The organism is Acinetobacter sp. GFQ9D191M, assembly GCF_011174875.1.
Taxonomy (GTDB): domain Bacteria; phylum Pseudomonadota; class Gammaproteobacteria; order Pseudomonadales; family Moraxellaceae; genus Acinetobacter.
Window position 1 is genome coordinate 1 of the sequence record NZ_JAALGV010000018.1, and the last position, 16,429, is coordinate 16,429.

Consider the following 16,429-nt stretch of genomic DNA (forward strand, 5'->3'; position numbering starts at 1 on the left):
GTTTTACTCTGCCAAGTATTTAATTTAAACTACCATACTCAATGTTTGTCTAACAAATATACCTAGTGAAAGACCGTGAATATTACTAATTATTTAATCTAAAATTATTGCGTTTATTTTTATATAAAAGTAGCCTATTTTACGGGAATTCGATTGTTTGCTAGAGTATTCTAAATAAATGAAAATTGAATTTTTTATTAATTATTATTATTTATTAGTTCCTTTAAAATATGTTTCAAAATTTTAATAAAAAGTAATCAGCTCAATAAAAGAAATTTTAGAAACCATTTATGAATCAATTCAAAGATCACGTATACATTATCTTCTTCACACCAAAATTTGGGAATTTTCTATAAGTAGATGAAAGATATAGGTAGTAGTGATTGCTAAGATTTCTGTTTAGAAACCTCAGTATTATCTTCAAATTTTTAATCATTAGATAATAAAAAACCCCGGCATCCTGCCGGGGTTCTTTGTATTGGTTAGCTTGGTATAACTCCTGTCGTACCTTACTGTCCTTGTGCTTATCTATTGTTATTCTTATGTGGAACTCCCTGTTCCTGATGTAATCATCATATGAAAATTCATTTAACTAAAATAGGGGTAAAGGACTTGAATAGCTGTAAGTCAAAGAGTACAAGATCGATTATTAAATAAGCATGTTTTTGTATCATTTAGAAATTAAAAACAATTACCTTTTAAAAATATTATAAGAAGAGAGGTGTAAGAAAGTACATACTTAATAAGTTGCTTGAGCTCGACTTAGACTGTCGTTTCTAAATTAAACATCGCGACTTTAATCCGTTCCTTCATCTTTGCTATCGTATTCGTAGCACTTGCACTATTGATTGAGAACAAATCGCTGATTTACATTTTTGCTGGCTTGCTGATGTTCTGGCAAAGATAACTGGTGCTCAAATTACATGAGCATTTAGAAAGTAAAAAACTGATACTTGATGGCAGATCTCAAATAGCAAAATTTTGAAGCTTTTTAATATAGAAATATTTGGAAAATGCGTGTTAAAAGCAAGTAGCTGAATTTATATAAAAATTTATTTTATTTTTCAAGTTATTTTACTATTCGATAAATTATTTTGTATATGATCATAGAAAATTTTTATAAAATCAGTTATATATATTAAACAGAAAAATATTGAGTAATGTACATAATCTAAAATATTGAGGTAGACAATGAGCGACGCAAGACTTTTATATGTTAGTAAGTTGTATGATTGCGAAGATCCAATGAATGATCTATTCAATATTCTGACAGAAGCGTTGAATTTCAATTCACGTAATGCGATTTTTGGGGCTCTGTATTATGGAAATGGTTACTTTGTTCAATGTCTGGAAGGAGATAGGAACAAGATTGAAGATCTGTTCTATAAAAAAATCTTGAAAGATCCTCGACATAAAAATTGTGAAGTTCTGTATTTTGAAGATGTGAATGACCGTCTCTTCTCAGACTGGCATATGAAATATGCCAATATCCATCAGGATATTCTTGGATTCTTTGCCGAACATAATCTGGATGAATTCAATCCTTATACCTTGAATGCCGAGACCATTCCTCAATTTATACAAATATTGGCAAGTTTGAATGACCATGCTTATACATTGAAAGCAAGTTAATCCTTACATCATCATGCGATATAAGCTAAAGCTACGTATCGCATGATTTTTTAAAATGAGTATTTACTTTAAATAAGTTAAATAAAAAATATTATATAAATTCAAAATAAATATTGTTAATTCAAAAAATTATATCCAGATCCCATCTTCATCATTTCATACCAAGCCAAGCTTTTAAACCTAACAATCAGTGCCAAAATTCTTCTGCTTTTTATCAGGCAGATGATACTTCTGTATTTTGAAAAATTTAAGTAGGACGTTGAGGTGAGCTATAAATTAACCACAAGCAGACTTCGCTTCGAAACCGCAACCTAATTTATTATAAAAAAGAAATTTTTTAGGCTAATATAAAATTCATCATGATTATAAGTATCTATATATAGGTACGCCATTGAAAGGATTACAGCATGCAACAAGAAGTCATCATTGTCGGTGGTGGTATGGTCGGCTTGAGTCTCGCGCTGATGTTGGCCAAAACCAATATTGCAGTCAAACTTTTGGAAGCGATCAAATATCCAGATTATGATGATGTAAACCTTGCACCCTATCATTCCAGCTTTGATGCACGTAATAGTGCCTTGTCACGCCGTAGTGTACAGATTTATCAGGAACTTGGGCTTTGGGATGCCTTGCAGGAACATGCAACGCCGATTCTTGAAGTGAATATCACTGAGCAGGGCAGTTTTGGTAAGGCGCGCTTAATTGCAGAACAGGAAAAAGTCGAAAGCTTTGGCCAAGTGATTGAAAATGCCTGGCTAGGTCGTGTGCTATTAACTCAAGTCAAAAAAGAACCACTCATTGAACTGATTGATGGGGTTCAGGTCAGCTCTCTGACTCAAGATGCTGAGTTTGCTTATCTTGAAGCACAACGTGGTGATGCTTTATTGAAACTTCAATCCAAAGTGGTGATTGCTGCTGATGGGCGTGATTCTTTCTGTCGTAAAGCGCTCGGTATTGGGGCTTCAGAACATGACTATGATCAGGTCGCCATTGTCACTACCGTTCAAACTTCTAAGCCACATAATCATGTTGGCTTTGAACGGTTTAGCCACTTAGGCCCATTAGCCTTATTACCACTTCCAGGTGAATATCGTCGTTCTGTAGTCTGGCCTGTGAAAAAAGGAACGGAAGGAGAATGGCTGGGTGAAGAAAATGACCAGCATTTCCTGAACGCCTTACAAGAAACCTATGGCGATCGTGCCGGTAAATTCCAGAAAACAGGTAAGCGCTTCAGTTTTCCATTGTCCCAAGTATTAGCAGAAAAACAGGCTGTGGGCCGCGTGGTCTTGATGGGTAATGCTGCACATACAATTCATCCAGTAGCGGGTCAGGGTTTTAACCTGTGTATGCGAGATGCGCATGTATTGGTGCGCTACCTGAAAGAACAGCAGTCACAAGGTGCAGACTTAGGTGATGCAGCAGTATTACAGGATTATGAAAAATCCCGTTTGAATGACCAGCAAAGAGTGATTAAGTTCTGTGATTCAGTCGTACGTGGATTTAGTAACCAGAATCCATTCTTGAAACTGATCCGTAATACCGGACTGATTGCTTTTGATACCATTCCTGGTATCAAGCCACTGGTCGCTAACTATGCCATGGGGTTAAAAGCATGAGTCTGAATCCAAGTTCTGATGTATTAGATGTTGTCATTGTTGGTGGTGGACTAGTAGGTGGCTTGACCGCTTTATTACTTGCTCAAGGTGGTGTGCAAGCGACTGTTCTGGATGCTGCGCCTATTCTGGATGCAGACAAAACTTTAAGTGTAGCCAATCCGCGGGTTTTGGCGCTAAGTCAGGCGACTATTCATTTATTAAAAACCGTAGGTGTGTGGGAAAAACTTGCACGCCAGCAGCCATATACTGGAATGCAGGTCTGGAATAAAAATGGCTATGGTGAAATTAACTTTGGTCATTCTTCAGAAAGAACACCTTCTGTAGAGCAGGCGCTAGGCTCAATGGTGGAACCGAGTATTCTGAATCTGGCCATCCAGCAAAAGATGCTTGAAGAGGTGCAAGATTACCGCACACAGGTCAAAGTTAACCGGGTTGAACGTGGAGTAGATGTTTGGATCATTCATCTGGCAGATGGCACCCAGCTCAAAACCAAGTTGGTCATTGGCGCAGATGGCGCGAACTCCTTTGTGCGCGAGCAAGCCTTTATCGATATCGATGTACTGGACTATAAACAGGCCGGAATCAGCTGCGCAATTAGAACAGCCCAGCCACATCAGCATGTGGCCCGTCAGATTTTTCTGGAAACTGGTCCTTTGGCTTATCTGCCAATGGCGAGTCTTAAAGAAGAAGAGCAAGGCCACTGGCAATCCATAGTCTGGACATTACCTGATGATTATGCCGATGAGTATGCAGCGCTATCAGATGCTGACTTCACTCAACTATTGACCCGTGAAAGCTATCATATGCTGGGTGAAGTGCTGGAAGCGACAGCACGAGCTAAATTCCCACTCAAAGCTCGTGCTGCACAGCAGTATGTACAAGATGGCTTGGCACTAATTGGTGACGCTGCGCATGTGATTCATCCGCTCGCTGGACAAGGGGTTAATATCGGCTGTCTGGATGCTGCCGTACTCTGTGACGTGTTGCTGCATGACAAAGCGCGTGGAGTGTGGGCCCATGAACAGACCTTGAAACGTTATGAGCATCGCCGTAAAGGCCAGAATGATGCGATGATGCATAGCATGTCGGCGATTGGCTGGATGGAAACTACAGAGCTTTTCCCAGTGGTGTGGGCACGTAATTTCGGGCTGAAACAGGTCGAGCAACAGACAGTCCTGAAAGATGCATTTATGGCTCAGGCGAATGGTTTAAGTTTACTCAAAGATACACGTTATTCAGCCTAGCGGCCGAATGTAAATTTTTTAAACAAACATCTATAAAGAGTAACCATTTTGTTTTAAAAAGATACGATTTTTTGAAAATTAGGGCTAGGCGAAGACCAAAGAGATTGCTAAATTTCAGTTAATTTAAAGCTTGGTTTAATAGATAAAAGCGAAGCCATTTGTGGGGAGAGCAAAATGACAGACGTAAATGATTATGATGATGTAGAAGATCCTGTAATCGACGACGATGAAGCAAAAGCAGCAGAAAAAGGTGCTGCAAGTAGCGAAGAAGTTGTAAATGATACAGACGTATTAGAAGCTGAAACTTTGACTGTAACTGCTAAGCAGAAAAAACGTCAGGCACTTGAAGATGAAATTGCTGCTTTCCTGGCAAGCGGTGGCCGTATTACTGAAGTTCCAGCTGATGAATCCGTTGCAAGAGAATAATTGCACTCAATATTAGTAAATAAAAAAACACCACATTGATTGTGGTGTTTTTTATGGGTAAAGAAAAATTAATCGTTGGCAGAGGTTAGTTCCAAAGCACGTTGATAGGCGATTTTTTTCTTAATCCCGGTCAAATCGGCAGCCAGTTGTGAAGCTGCTTTGACAGACAGATCCTGCAATAAACGCAGTAACAATTTATCCAGTTTTTCCTGATCCAGATCTTTCTCTTCGATAGAACCACCAATCACCAGTACGATTTCACCTTTTTGCTGGTTATGGTCATTGGCAACAAATTCGACCAGTTCACCCAGTGTCATTTTCTTGATGGTTTCAAAGGTCTTGGTAATTTCACGAGCAAAACCGACAGGACGCTCTGCACCGAATACCGCTGCCAGATCTTTAACACATTCCAGAATGCGGTGTGGTGCTTCATAGAAAATTAAGGTCTGGGTTTCATCTTTCAGTTTTTCCAGAGTCAAGAGTCGCTGACTTTGTTTAGACGGTAAAAAGCCTTCAAAGCTGAAACGGTCACTCGGTAAACCTACTGCGCTTAAAGCGGCAATTGCAGCACATGCACCCGGCACAGGAACCACACGAATATTATGTTCTTGCGCAGCACGGACAAACTTGAATCCTGGATCGCTAATCAGTGGTGTGCCAGCATCACTGATTAATGCCATATCTTCACCATTGAGCAGGCGTTGAATCAGCTGATCAATCTTGTTGCTTTCATTATGTTCATGACAGGCTGTCAAAGGTGTTTGAATATTAAAGTGTTTAAGTAATTGTGCAGAAGTTCGTGTATCCTCAGCTGCAATAAGACTCACCGATTTCAATACATTAATTGCACGATAACTAATATCATCTAAGTGCCCGATTGGAGTCGCAACAACAAATAACTGAGCACTCATAGGTTTCTCCATGTGGAATAAATCGAATAATAAAAAATGGAAGATTCAAAATAAAATTTTGGGCTTGGGGTTACTGGCCTGCGTCAGCAGCGTACAAGCAGAAGTGCTGATTATTCTACCTGAAAGCGGCCCCTTGGCGCGAGCCGCTTCGAGTATCAAGCAAGGATTTCTCAGTGCATATACAGCGTCCGGACAGAAAGTACCATTGAAATGGGTCAATTCAGATCAGAAAAAAATCTCTCAACTACTCAAACAACATGTCAGTAAAAAGACGCAAATGGTGATTGGTCCTTTGGCACGTCAGGATGTAGAGCAACTGGTGCAAACTAAACCCAAGATTCGTACACTGAGTTTGAATGAAAGTAGTCTTACAGCGCCAAATATCTGGCAATTTAGCCTGTCGAAAAAAGAAGATGCGGCTGCCTTACAGAAGCAGATTGCGCAAGATGGGATTCAGCAACTGTTTGTGATGCGCCAACCGGGTAGTGAGTCAGAACATGAACTTCTGCTAATGTCACTACTTAGTCAGAGTGAGCTGCAACTGGAAATGATCCAGAAGCCACCATTTTTTCTGAAGAGCAAGCAGGGGATATTATTGCTTGGCAATGCGGACTGGCTGGCATCCTTACAGGGTTTGGGACATAAACGGATTTATACAGTCGCAAATGCAATTAATGAACAGCATGTTCCGCCACGAGGCATCAAGTTCTGCGATGTGCCGGTACTTTATTTTGCTAACTGGCCTGATGTGATGCAGGCTCATCAACAGGCACCGGTGAATATGTCCTATCAGCGCTTGATTGCTTTTGGTGGCGATGCCTGGCAAATCACCCAGTATTATTTAAACAATAAAAAAATACGCAATATTGAATTCCAGGGTCGTACTGGAATGATTCGGGTATCGGATCAGGGCATACAACGTACACCATCCTGTTTTCAGCAGAGTGCCAAAGGTCTCAAGGCACTATAAGAGTCAGCGATGCAGAAACAATTAGGTGTATGGGCAGAACAACAAGCTGCGCAACTGATGCAACAACAAGACTTTCAGCTCATTGCCAGAAACTGGCATAGCCGCTATGGTGAACTTGATCTGGTCATGCAGCGTGAGCAGGAACTGGTCTTTGTCGAAGTAAAAGCACGAGCTAAAACGGGTTATGCATTGGCTTATGAATCTGTTTCCTCTGCCAAGCAACGAAAAGTCCTACAAACGGCTGTATGTTTTATTCAAAAAAATCCACAGTTTGCACATTATTACTATCGTTTTGATGTGATTTGTTTTGATTTTAATCGGTATTTTGCAAAAACCATACAGCATGATTTTTCTCAATACCCTTATGATCTGCACTGGTTTGAAAATGCTTTTACTTTTGATCAAGAGTTTATTAATCTTTGAATAAAATAAGATCGGATGCGGTAGATAAAATTTGCAGCATCATGGGAAAGTTCAAGTATGATGAAGAATATCTGACCTTGAAAAACCAGATTATTATATTGAAATAAGACTGATTAAAATTAAGGAGTCTTGCTGAGTGGTTAAGCGTATTGCAATAACAATGCTGTGTGTCGCAAGTTTATCGGGTTGTGCCAGCTTTATTTCTAGCGGTACTGGTACGGCTCCTGTAGGTACCGAAAATGGAGCTCGGACGCTAGGACAGGTATTTATCGATTCTTCTATTGTACGTACTGCAAAAATTAATCTTTATAAACTGGATTCACGTTTTAAACAGTCAAGGGTCAATATTGAAAGCTTCCATGGTAATGTCCTGTTGACCGGGCAGGTGCCGGATGCGCATCTCAAGCAATTGGCAGAAGATAATGTCAAATCCATGAGTGATGTCAGAGCGGTGCATAACTTTATCACTGTGGGTAACCAGAGCAGCTACACTACGATCATGCAGGATACCGCCGTGACGGCGAATACCCGTGGTTTGATTATGAAAGCACCGGTGGTGTCTGACAGTAAAGTGCATGTGCATACTGAAGATGGTGTACTGTATGTGATGGGACGTCTGAACAGTGCTGAAATCGCTGACCTGAATCAGGTGCTGCAACAAGTGGGGAATATCACGAAAATTGTCACGCTCATCGACAACGTGGATCAGCGCTCTGGTTATAGTACTAACCAGAATTTTGCAGCGCCTGCATCTTATGCACAGTCGGGTGTTGAACAGACTCCAGTCGCCATCGATCCTGATACAGTTGAACCGACCGATGTTCCATAAGGTCAGTCAATTTAAAACGCAGCTGTCAGATCAGATCCTTGAAGTCCAACAACGTTATAAAGATTTCCGGATCTATGATTTTGGCAGTTATGCGCTGAACCGGTTAACCCCCAAACAGGGTTATAGTGTTGAAACCCAGTTAGCCTATGGCTTAAAAGCCCGTCAACGTTTTGATCTGTTTTTAAGTCATCAGCCATTAGCACATCGCCCCCTGATTGTCTTTGTCCATGGGGGTGCCTGGCTGCATGGTGATAAAAAGGATTACCACTTCATTGGTGAAGCCTTTGCCAAAGAAGGCTATGATGTGGTGGTGATGAATTATCACCTAGCGCCTGAACACATTTTCCCGATCTATATTAATGATCTGCATTTATTGCTAAATCATTTGCAGCAGCATGCAGACCAGTTAAATATTTCTACGGAAAATCTGGTCTTGATGGGGCATTCAGCCGGGGCATTTAATGTCATGTCAGCGCTATACCATCCACAAAAGGCCATGATTGAGCGGGAACAGATCCGCGCCATTATTGGACTGGCAGGTCCTTATCATTTTGACTATAAAGATGATCCGATCTGTGCCGATGCTTTTGACCAGTCGATTCCGTATCAGCAGGTCATGCCATATTATTTTGTGGAAAATACCTCCACCAAACATTATCTGTTCATGGCAGAGCGGGACAATATTGTCGGTCATTTCAACAGTCAGGATCTGGACCGGGTTTTAAAAGACCATGGCAATCATAGTGAGCTGATTACCATTCCGAAACTGGGTCATATTACGATGATCGGTTCATTGTCCAGTTTGTTTAGCCGGTTCTTTGAAACCAAGCCGCGTGTGATGTGGGCGCTAGAAGATGCTTTCAAGTGAAGATCTGTGATCGTGGTAATTCCCATAAAAAAGCCCGGTATAAAAACCGGGCTTTTTTAATTGAAAACCTTAGAGCCATTTACGGGTATCATCTGCGACCGGTGTACCTTGAGTCACATGCATGATCATGGCATGGGCAATACTGCCTTTAAATGGAATTTCAGGCAGCTGATCAAACTTGAAGAATTTCGCATCGCTAATTTCTTCTTCCTGCAATTGCAGCTCACCGCCAGCATATTCTGCTTTGAAGGCAATCATCAAATTACTCGGGAAAGGCCATGGCTGACTGGCCAAATACTGGATATTTTTCACTTTCAAGCCGACTTCTTCCAGCGTCTCGCGACGTACCGCTTCTTCAAGCGTTTCCCCAACTTCGACAAATCCGGCAATCAGACCATACATCTGGCTTTTGGTATTACGTGCATTTTTGGCCAGCAAAATTTCATCTTCACCGCGGGTAATCACAGTAATCACACAAGGTTGCACCCTTGGATACTGACGATAATGGCAAGCTGGGCAAACCATGGCATATTCAACAGCATGGGCTTCAGTCGGAGTACCACAATGGCTACAGAACTTGTGATTCCGGCGCCATTCCAAGAGTTGCACAGCACGACTGGCCTGTTCAAATTGCTGAACATTCCAAAACTGTAATAATTGACGGATTGGAACCAGTTGCAAGCCTTCAGGAATCGGCTCATCTGGAAGAAGATCACGGGCAACCACCTGATCACCCGGATTCAGCAGCAAATCACTTGCCAGAGCTTCAACTTGAGGCAGTTGAAAGTGTTGATCGACCAGCAACTGTTGCTGCTGGAAAATATAAGCAAGTGATAATTTTTTAGACATTAGGCAACGATTTTCAGTTTCTCACTACTGTCTAATGCTACCTTAAACATGGACTGTAATACAGGCTGTTTGTTCTTTAAGTTGTCGATCATCATGTCGGCACTAGCCAATGCATCCAGCGCATGATGAATTTCTGCCGGTGTTAATGCAACCGACTGTTCAATACGGTTTTTGATAAACAGGGCAGTTGTATTGAATGCAGCTTTCACATGTTCAGCATTCAGGAACAGCATAGCACCGCCAATTTCACAGAACTGGATGGGTACAGGTTCGAGTTTGGTCAGATCTTGATCCTGCAGATAATCAGTCAGAATCTGGCTAGATAATTCAATCAGTGCCTTGGTTTCATTCAACAAAGCGTTGTGTGCTTCATCCAGACGATCCAGTGAGATATTCATGTTATTCACACGTAGCTGCAAGCGGCTCGAAGTATGATGGCGCTCCAATACACCAATCGAGTTCATCGCGGATAGAATTACATTCATCAACTGCTGGGCAAAAGACTCATCTTTCAGAATATCTGCCTGGCTGAGTGAAGCTGCCTGACGGTTTAAGTCATGATAGGCTTCATTCAGATTCAGAACCTTGAAGATATTGGCCAAGCTATTCAGCTGAGTCTGGAGTTCCTGTGTCTTTTCAGGTGTCATGTGCTGATAGTTGTAATATCATTGCGGATCTGGGTCATTTCCGCAGTCACCAGTTCGCTAATGGTATGCATGGTTTCGAAGTCCGGACCATACAGATGACGGCTGAACACCTGAAGCTGCATATCTGTCAGTAGATCATCACCAATATTCAGCTGGCTACGGATTTGCTGTGCAGTTGCATCTTCCTGACTGATACATAAGCTTAATACATTTGCCAGATCAGACAGAGAAGCTTTGAAGCTGTCGGCTGAACTAAAGTACTGCGACATGTTGCGTTCAATACTGATTAAAGTACGTAAACGTGGTTCATTGATGAGCAGGTGATCAATATTATCAAAAGCAACATGCACCAGATGCCAGTATTGCTTGCTTGGATGACTTGCTGAAAGGCCTGCCAGATAAGTACCGACCAGTTTGATCGCCTGCAGGTCCATCTCGCTTTCTTCCTGTTTTAGCAGTTTGTTAAGAGACAGCTTATACAGGCGTTGCACATATTTGGATTTTTCCAGACCTGGTACTTGGGGTAATTGGAAGTCTGGAGTAATAAGATCAAGCAAAGGTTCAATATGCTGACCTTCGGTGGTTAATGGTTTACCAAGTGCAAGTTCCAGACGGTTCAGGGTATCGAGCAGGAACTGAGGAATCTTCACTTCACGCAAGCAGATAAATTCGATATAGCGTTTTAGCATGGTGGTGCCTTCACTCAATGCGATCACATCCTGAGTGTTGACCTGCGCCGGACTCCCCATAATCTTGCGCATCAGTTCTGCTGAATATTGTGCAATTTGTGCCAGATTCGGCATATCAATCAGTGCCAGTACCTGTGCACATTGTTCGAACTGATTTAATGCATCGTCAATGCCAAAAGGTAAAGTTTGATCTTCTACCAAGGTGCTTACTGCTGATTCGACTAACTTGATCGAGTTATCAACCTCATTTTTTATTATCAGTAAAGCTGTTGGATCAAAATGTATAGAGGTTTGGTAAGACATGGATCTGCACCTTTCCTTGAGTATTATCTATATATGAGCCCCGCTTTATCGGACGGGGCCTCTTTGGAATTACTATAACTGAAGAACTGTATTTTAAAAGCGAAATTACTGCTTGAAATTTAGATTTTATTTGGCAAAAAGGCAAGGCGCTCCATGCTTTTCTTCAAATTGTTTGACCCATTTCTCATGTTCGGCAAGTTCTTCATCTGATGGAAGAATCACAGGCAATTCAATTTCAATTTTTACAGTGCCTGAACTGCCGCCTTGTTCTTCGGTATGTGACAGGGCATCCATATCAAAAGAGACTTGTCCACCGGTCATGGCCAGATAAACATCGGACAGAATTTCCGCATCGAGCAAGGCACCGTGGAAGGTACGGTCACGCTGTGGAATTTCATAACGACGCACGAGGGCATCCAGGGAGTTTTTCTGTCCCGGATGCTTGGATTTGGCCATTGCCAGGGTATCGGTCACTTCACAAACTTCAGAAAGCGCGACAAAGCCTGCCCGCTTGAACTCCATATCCAGGAAGTTCATATCGAAGGTCGCGTTATGCGCAATAATTTCGGCACCTTGCAGATAGTCAAACAGTACCTGTGAGATTTCTTCAAACAGCGGCTTGTCTTGCAGGAACTCGTCGGTGATACCGTGGACATTCACCGAATCGCCAACCGGTTTTTTCGGATTGATATAAATATGGATTGAGCTGCCGGTAAGTTTCCGGTTAATCATTTCGATCGCACCCACCTCAATGATCCGGTCACCATCCTGATAATAGAAACCGGTGGTTTCAGTATCCAGAATCAATTGACGGGGGCCATGCAGCTCTAAGGTCGGCGGTGTAATCACAATTTGCGGATGTAGTTCGGTTGAATCTGAAGTGACTGAAGCGGACTCATCGGTATTTTCAGTTGTTTCCAAATTTTCAGTCTGTTCCATTTCTTCTTCAGCCATTTCCATGCTCTCTTCGAGTTCTTCTTCACTATCGACAAGATCCAGCCCGAAAGGGTCGTCTAGAAGCCAGTCAGGTTCAGATTTTTTTTTATTTTCAGTGATTGCAGTCACTGATTTGGATTTTTTTAAGGTTTCATCTGCGCCTTGGTTGGCCAGTTGATCGGCCATTTCATTGCCAGGATGTCCGGCATGGCCTTTGACCCAGTGCCATTCAATATCGCGGCCTTGACAGGTGGCATCCAGTTTTTGCCATAGATCCGGATTTTTAACGTCTTTCCAGTTTTTCTTTTTCCAACCATGAATCCATTCGGTAATGCCTTGTTTGACATAATTGGAATCGGTATAAATGACCAGCTTGGCATCTTTTGGACAGAACTGAATGCCTTCGATCGCTGCGGTCAGCTCCATGCGATTATTGGTGGTATGATCTTCGCCACCGCAAATTTTGTGTTCCTGCTGTTCGGTAATTATGTACGCACCCCAACCGCCTAAACCCGGGTTGCCGCGACAGGCGCCATCAACATATAGCGTGATAGTGTGAGACATAAATTAAAATCCGATCAAAAAAGAACTTGCTGAAGCGGATATTGTATAACGCAAATACGCTTGATGCGTCTAGATGCACCAGTTTTTTTAATTTCTTGTAACATTTAACGTGAAATCGGGGTAAATTAATGCCTTGTGTCCACGACATGCTTCACTACAATGGCATATCTAAAAAATAAATTTATATACGAATTGTTTGGATTTCTTTATGTATAAACCAACCGCAATTTTGTGGCAGCCCGCATTACCAGCATTTTTAAAATTTTCTGTACTTGGAACGGCACTCGCTTCCTTGGGACTGACGGGCTGTTCATCTACACAAAGTGCGACCCAAAAAGCGTCAAGCAAGCAGGTTGGCTCACAATATCTAGATGCAAGCAGTTTGGATGGGCTGGAAGATTTACTTTCTGCAACGGATATGCGTGCGGTTGAAGGTGACCGTTTACTGATTTTGAAGCATGGTGATATCTGGAAACGGATGACCGTTGGTTTCAAGATGGATCTGAATACCTGGAATCCGCGTATTGATGCACAGCGTGGCTGGTTTATTTCCCGTCAGCCGTATCTGGACCGCCTGAGTGCCCGTGCATCACGTTATCTCTATTATACGGTGAAAGAAGCAGAGCGCCGTGGTATGCCTACGGAACTGGCTTTATTACCGATTATTGAAAGTTCTTATGACCCGGCGGCGACCAGTAGTGCAGCAGCGGCAGGTTTATGGCAGTTTATTCCGAGTACCGGCCGTATTTATGGTTTGAAACAAACCTCACTTTACGATGGCCGTCGTGATGTGGTGGAATCGACCCGTGCGGCTTATGAATTCTTGGGTAGCTTATATAACCAGTTTGGTTCGTGGGAATTGGCTTTGGCCTCTTATAATGCCGGTCCAGGCCGTATCCAGCAGGCGATTAACCGTAATAAGGCTGCAGGTTTACCTACCGATTACTGGTCCTTGAAACTGCCTCAGGAAACCATGAACTATGTACCGCGCTTCCTGGCAGTTGCACAGATTGTGAAAAATCCGGGTACTTATGGCGTGAGTTTGCCACCGATTGCCAACCGTCCTCACTTCCGTGAAGTGACTGTGGGTGCAGCCAATTTAAATGAGATTGCATCGATTACGGGTTTAAGCCGTGCTGAACTGTATCAGCTTAACCCGGGACATCGTGGTGACCGTATTGATCCTGAAAGTCCACGCCGTATTTTGATTCCGGCTGACTTAAGTCCATCGATTGATGAAAAACTGAAAAAACTGCAGTCGAGCTCAAGCGGCTTATGGGCAGGTACTGTCAGTAACTCGCCTAAAACGACCACTACAGTAACTCCAAAGCCAGCTGTAGCACCAGCATCAACCAGTACCACCATCGTACCTGCCAAGCAGACTCCACCGGTGCTTGCCACTACGACTGCTAAGACTGCAACAGCGACCAAAGCTCCAACTACGACAACCACATCTAAACCAACTACGACTACACCAGCAGCAATTTCTACCACGACGACACCAAATTTAACTGCACAAACCACCAAACGGGTCAGCACACCACGTGGTTCCGAAGCACTTGCTGAATTTGCTGCAAAAAGTGAATTGCCTATTCCAAGCGCGCCACGTATTCCGGTTGCTGTGACGCCAGTTGCTTCGGTGAAGCCTATCCAGGTCGAGCCACCAATTACCGCAGCTGAACGTCAGCAAATCCAGAAAGTGGTGTCAGCAGAAGAAATTAATAAAACTGTGGATGAGCTTTTACAACCTGTAGCGACTGCGGCTGAACAGGCACAGGTCATTGAAGAGCTGAAAGCACTGGCACCTGCAGGCACAGAAATTGTTGACCCTTATGATGGCAAGATTAAACTGACTGCAATTCAGACCAGTCAGTCTATTGCCGAGCAGCAGGGTAAGGAGCTGACCAAAGGATTCTCGTATCCGAAAGAAGTCGCTGTAAACACCAGTGCAGATTCAGTTGAAGCTCGACTCAATCAGGGCAAAAACTATGTAAAAACTGATTCAGAAGTCGTGGTTGTGGCACCGAAAGGTAAGCGCAGTACCTATAAGGTTTTACCGGGTGATAACCTGGCATTGATTGCAGCCAAAAATGGCGTGAACTGGCGTGATGTCGCGAAATGGAACCAGATTGATCCAAACTCTACATTATATGTGGGCACCACAATTTATCTCTATGATGCCAAGCCCGTGCAGGAAGCACCGAAAGCTAAAGAGAAACCGGAAAGCTATGTGGTTCAGGCCAATGATTCTTTGACCAGCGTTGCTAGCCAGTTCGGCCTGAGCGTTAAACAGTTGGCTGATTATAATGATCTGAGTACGACCAGCGGTTTATTTGTTGGGCAAAAGCTTTCCCTGAAAGAAAGTGCCAGCAAAGCGAAAGCTGAAGACAGTAAAAAAGCCGAAACTGCCAAAGTTCAGACCAAGTCCTATACCGTTAAACGTGGTGAGTATCTGAAATTGATTGCAGATCGCTACGCATTGTCGAATGCAGAACTTGCCGCACTAACTCCGGGTTTAACCGCGGGTAGCAGTTTGATGGTCGGACAGAAGATTAATGTTCCTCTTAATGAAGTTGAAGAACTGACTGCGAGCAGTAAGAAAACCGAAAAAGTCGAACAGAAGTTTGAGAACGTTAAGGTTGATCATACGCCAACAGAAAACTATCAGGTCAAACGTGGTGAAACCCTGTACAGCATTGCCAATCAAAGTAAATTGACGGTATCTGAACTGGCTGCGTTAAATGGCCTGTCTGCAAACAGCGGCTTACGCATTGGTCAAACCATTAAGATTCCGGCCGGTAGTCAGGTTCCTGATAGTTATACGGTTCAATCGGGTGATACGCTGACCGGGATTGCAGCAAAATATAATCTGTCGATGGATCAAATTGCTAACCTGAACAATATTTCCCGTAGTGCCAATCTGCGTGTGGGTCAGCATCTAAAATTATCTGGCAGTCCTGAACCTGTGCAGGAAGTGGTCACCGAGACTCAGGAAAAGAATGTTAAATCAGATACTCACATCGTGAAATCTGGTGAAACCTTAAGCTCGATTGCCCGCCAATATCATCTGCAATTACGCTATCTGGCAGACTTGAATGGTTTGAATACCAATAGCAATGTGCGGATTGGACAGCGTTTAAAAATTAATGAAGATATTCAGATCGCCAAAAAAGAGCCAGCATTGAAAGTCGCAACAAAATCTGCATCTTCTAAGGCGACAGAATCCTATACGGTAAAATCCGGGGAATCTCTGATTGCGATTGCCAATCGTGTAGGAGTACCCGTTACTGATCTGGCGAGCCTGAACAATCTTAGTCCACGTGCCGGTTTACGTGTGGGCCAAACGCTTCAGCTTCCAAAACTTGTCACTGAATACAAGGTGAAGCGTGGCGATACCTTGATCGGCCTGGCATCCCGTTATGGTATGGCAACCAATGAACTGGCAGAAATGAATGAACTGAAACCCAATACTCAATTGCGTATTGGTGATGTGATTAAGGTTCCAAACTAATTTCTGGATCG

The 16,429-nt window shown here is 42.8% G+C and carries 12 protein-coding genes and 1 pseudogene; 9 read left to right on the forward strand and 4 right to left on the reverse strand.

The window, feature by feature from the left end; translation table 11 throughout:
* The first annotated feature begins 1,191 nt into the window (after window positions 1-1,191).
* The 4 genes from G5T77_RS03400 (at window position 1,192) to G5T77_RS03415 (ending at window position 4,918) form a co-directional block, all read left to right on the forward strand.
* On the forward strand, window positions 1,192-1,632 hold the full coding sequence (locus G5T77_RS03400; protein WP_004782875.1) for a BLUF domain-containing protein: 441 nt from the start codon (window positions 1,192-1,194) through the stop codon (window positions 1,630-1,632).
* Between the two features lie 407 nt (window positions 1,633-2,039).
* Entirely contained in the window at window positions 2,040-3,248 is a 1,209-nt protein-coding gene (gene ubiH, locus G5T77_RS03405; protein WP_034703738.1) for a 2-octaprenyl-6-methoxyphenyl hydroxylase, read from the forward strand.
* A complete protein-coding gene (locus tag G5T77_RS03410) occupies window positions 3,245-4,492 on the forward strand; it encodes an FAD-dependent monooxygenase (protein ID WP_166138271.1) in 1,248 nt (415 codons plus the stop codon). Before ubiH ends, G5T77_RS03410 begins: the two co-directional genes overlap by 4 nt.
* Window positions 4,493-4,666: 174 nt before the next feature.
* Window positions 4,667-4,918 (forward strand): hypothetical protein, encoded by a 252-nt coding sequence (locus G5T77_RS03415; protein WP_004782870.1) that lies wholly within the window; start codon window positions 4,667-4,669, stop codon window positions 4,916-4,918.
* Window positions 4,919-4,986: 68 nt separating this feature from the next.
* On the opposite strand, the gene rsmI is transcribed toward G5T77_RS03415, so the two are convergent.
* Window positions 4,987-5,829, reverse strand: a complete 843-nt coding sequence (gene rsmI, locus G5T77_RS03420) for a 16S rRNA (cytidine(1402)-2'-O)-methyltransferase (RefSeq protein ID WP_125278947.1) — start codon at window positions 5,827-5,829, stop codon at window positions 4,987-4,989.
* A 10-nt stretch (window positions 5,830-5,839) separates the two neighbouring features.
* On the opposite strand from rsmI, the gene G5T77_RS03425 reads away from it, so the two are divergent.
* From G5T77_RS03425 to G5T77_RS03440, 4 genes are all read left to right on the forward strand, one after another.
* Entirely contained in the window at window positions 5,840-6,799 is a 960-nt protein-coding gene (locus G5T77_RS03425) for a penicillin-binding protein activator (protein ID WP_166138268.1), read from the forward strand.
* Window positions 6,800-6,808: 9 nt separating this feature from the next.
* The gene (locus tag G5T77_RS03430; protein ID WP_159123344.1) at window positions 6,809-7,222 is read left to right on the forward strand and encodes a YraN family protein; all 414 of its coding nucleotides are present in this window, start codon (window positions 6,809-6,811) and stop codon (window positions 7,220-7,222) included.
* A 136-nt stretch (window positions 7,223-7,358) separates the two neighbouring features.
* Entirely contained in the window at window positions 7,359-8,051 is a 693-nt protein-coding gene (locus G5T77_RS03435) for a BON domain-containing protein (protein ID WP_166138266.1), read from the forward strand.
* Entirely contained in the window at window positions 8,041-8,919 is an 879-nt protein-coding gene (locus G5T77_RS03440) for an alpha/beta hydrolase (protein ID WP_034703748.1), read from the forward strand. Before G5T77_RS03435 ends, G5T77_RS03440 begins: the two co-directional genes overlap by 11 nt.
* Window positions 8,920-8,988: 69 nt before the next feature.
* Here the strand turns inward: G5T77_RS03440 and nudC are convergent, their stop codons facing one another.
* The 3 genes and pseudogenes from nudC to dnaQ all read right to left on the reverse strand — a co-directional run bounded on the left by nudC (window position 8,989) and on the right by dnaQ (window position 12,907).
* On the reverse strand, window positions 8,989-9,768 hold the full coding sequence (nudC, locus tag G5T77_RS03445) for an NAD(+) diphosphatase (protein ID WP_125278943.1): 780 nt from the start codon (window positions 9,766-9,768) through the stop codon (window positions 8,989-8,991).
* Window positions 9,768-11,407 (reverse strand): annotated as a pseudogene (locus G5T77_RS03450) (chemotaxis protein). Before G5T77_RS03450 ends, nudC begins: the two are co-directional and overlap by 1 nt.
* A gap of 126 nt (window positions 11,408-11,533) precedes the next feature.
* Window positions 11,534-12,907, reverse strand: coding sequence for a DNA polymerase III subunit epsilon (dnaQ, locus tag G5T77_RS03455; protein ID WP_166138263.1), 1,374 nt, complete (start codon window positions 12,905-12,907; stop codon window positions 11,534-11,536).
* A gap of 208 nt (window positions 12,908-13,115) precedes the next feature.
* On the opposite strand from dnaQ, the gene G5T77_RS03460 reads away from it, so the two are divergent.
* A complete protein-coding gene (locus G5T77_RS03460) occupies window positions 13,116-16,418 on the forward strand; it encodes a LysM peptidoglycan-binding domain-containing protein (protein ID WP_166138260.1) in 3,303 nt (1,100 codons plus the stop codon).
* The last annotated feature ends 11 nt before the right edge of the window (window positions 16,419-16,429 follow it).

What these genes read in the sequence shown, in the direction of transcription:
- G5T77_RS03415 (WP_004782870.1), top strand. Translation starts at nt 4,667, where the DNA reads ATGACAGACGTAAATGATTATGATGATGTAGAAGATCCTGTAATCGAC.
- G5T77_RS03460 (WP_166138260.1), top strand. Translation starts at nt 13,116, where the DNA reads ATGTATAAACCAACCGCAATTTTGTGGCAGCCCGCATTACCAGCATTT.
- G5T77_RS03440 (WP_034703748.1), top strand. Translation starts at nt 8,041, where the DNA reads ATGTTCCATAAGGTCAGTCAATTTAAAACGCAGCTGTCAGATCAGATC.
- G5T77_RS03410 (WP_166138271.1), top strand. Translation starts at nt 3,245, where the DNA reads ATGAGTCTGAATCCAAGTTCTGATGTATTAGATGTTGTCATTGTTGGT.
- ubiH (WP_034703738.1), top strand. Translation starts at nt 2,040, where the DNA reads ATGCAACAAGAAGTCATCATTGTCGGTGGTGGTATGGTCGGCTTGAGT.
- dnaQ (WP_166138263.1), bottom strand. Translation starts at nt 12,907, where the DNA reads ATGTCTCACACTATCACGCTATATGTTGATGGCGCCTGTCGCGGCAAC.
- G5T77_RS03425 (WP_166138268.1), top strand. Translation starts at nt 5,840, where the DNA reads ATGTGGAATAAATCGAATAATAAAAAATGGAAGATTCAAAATAAAATT.
- G5T77_RS03430 (WP_159123344.1), top strand. Translation starts at nt 6,809, where the DNA reads ATGCAGAAACAATTAGGTGTATGGGCAGAACAACAAGCTGCGCAACTG.
- rsmI (WP_125278947.1), bottom strand. Translation starts at nt 5,829, where the DNA reads ATGAGTGCTCAGTTATTTGTTGTTGCGACTCCAATCGGGCACTTAGAT.
- G5T77_RS03400 (WP_004782875.1), top strand. Translation starts at nt 1,192, where the DNA reads ATGAGCGACGCAAGACTTTTATATGTTAGTAAGTTGTATGATTGCGAA.
- nudC (WP_125278943.1), bottom strand. Translation starts at nt 9,768, where the DNA reads ATGTCTAAAAAATTATCACTTGCTTATATTTTCCAGCAGCAACAGTTG.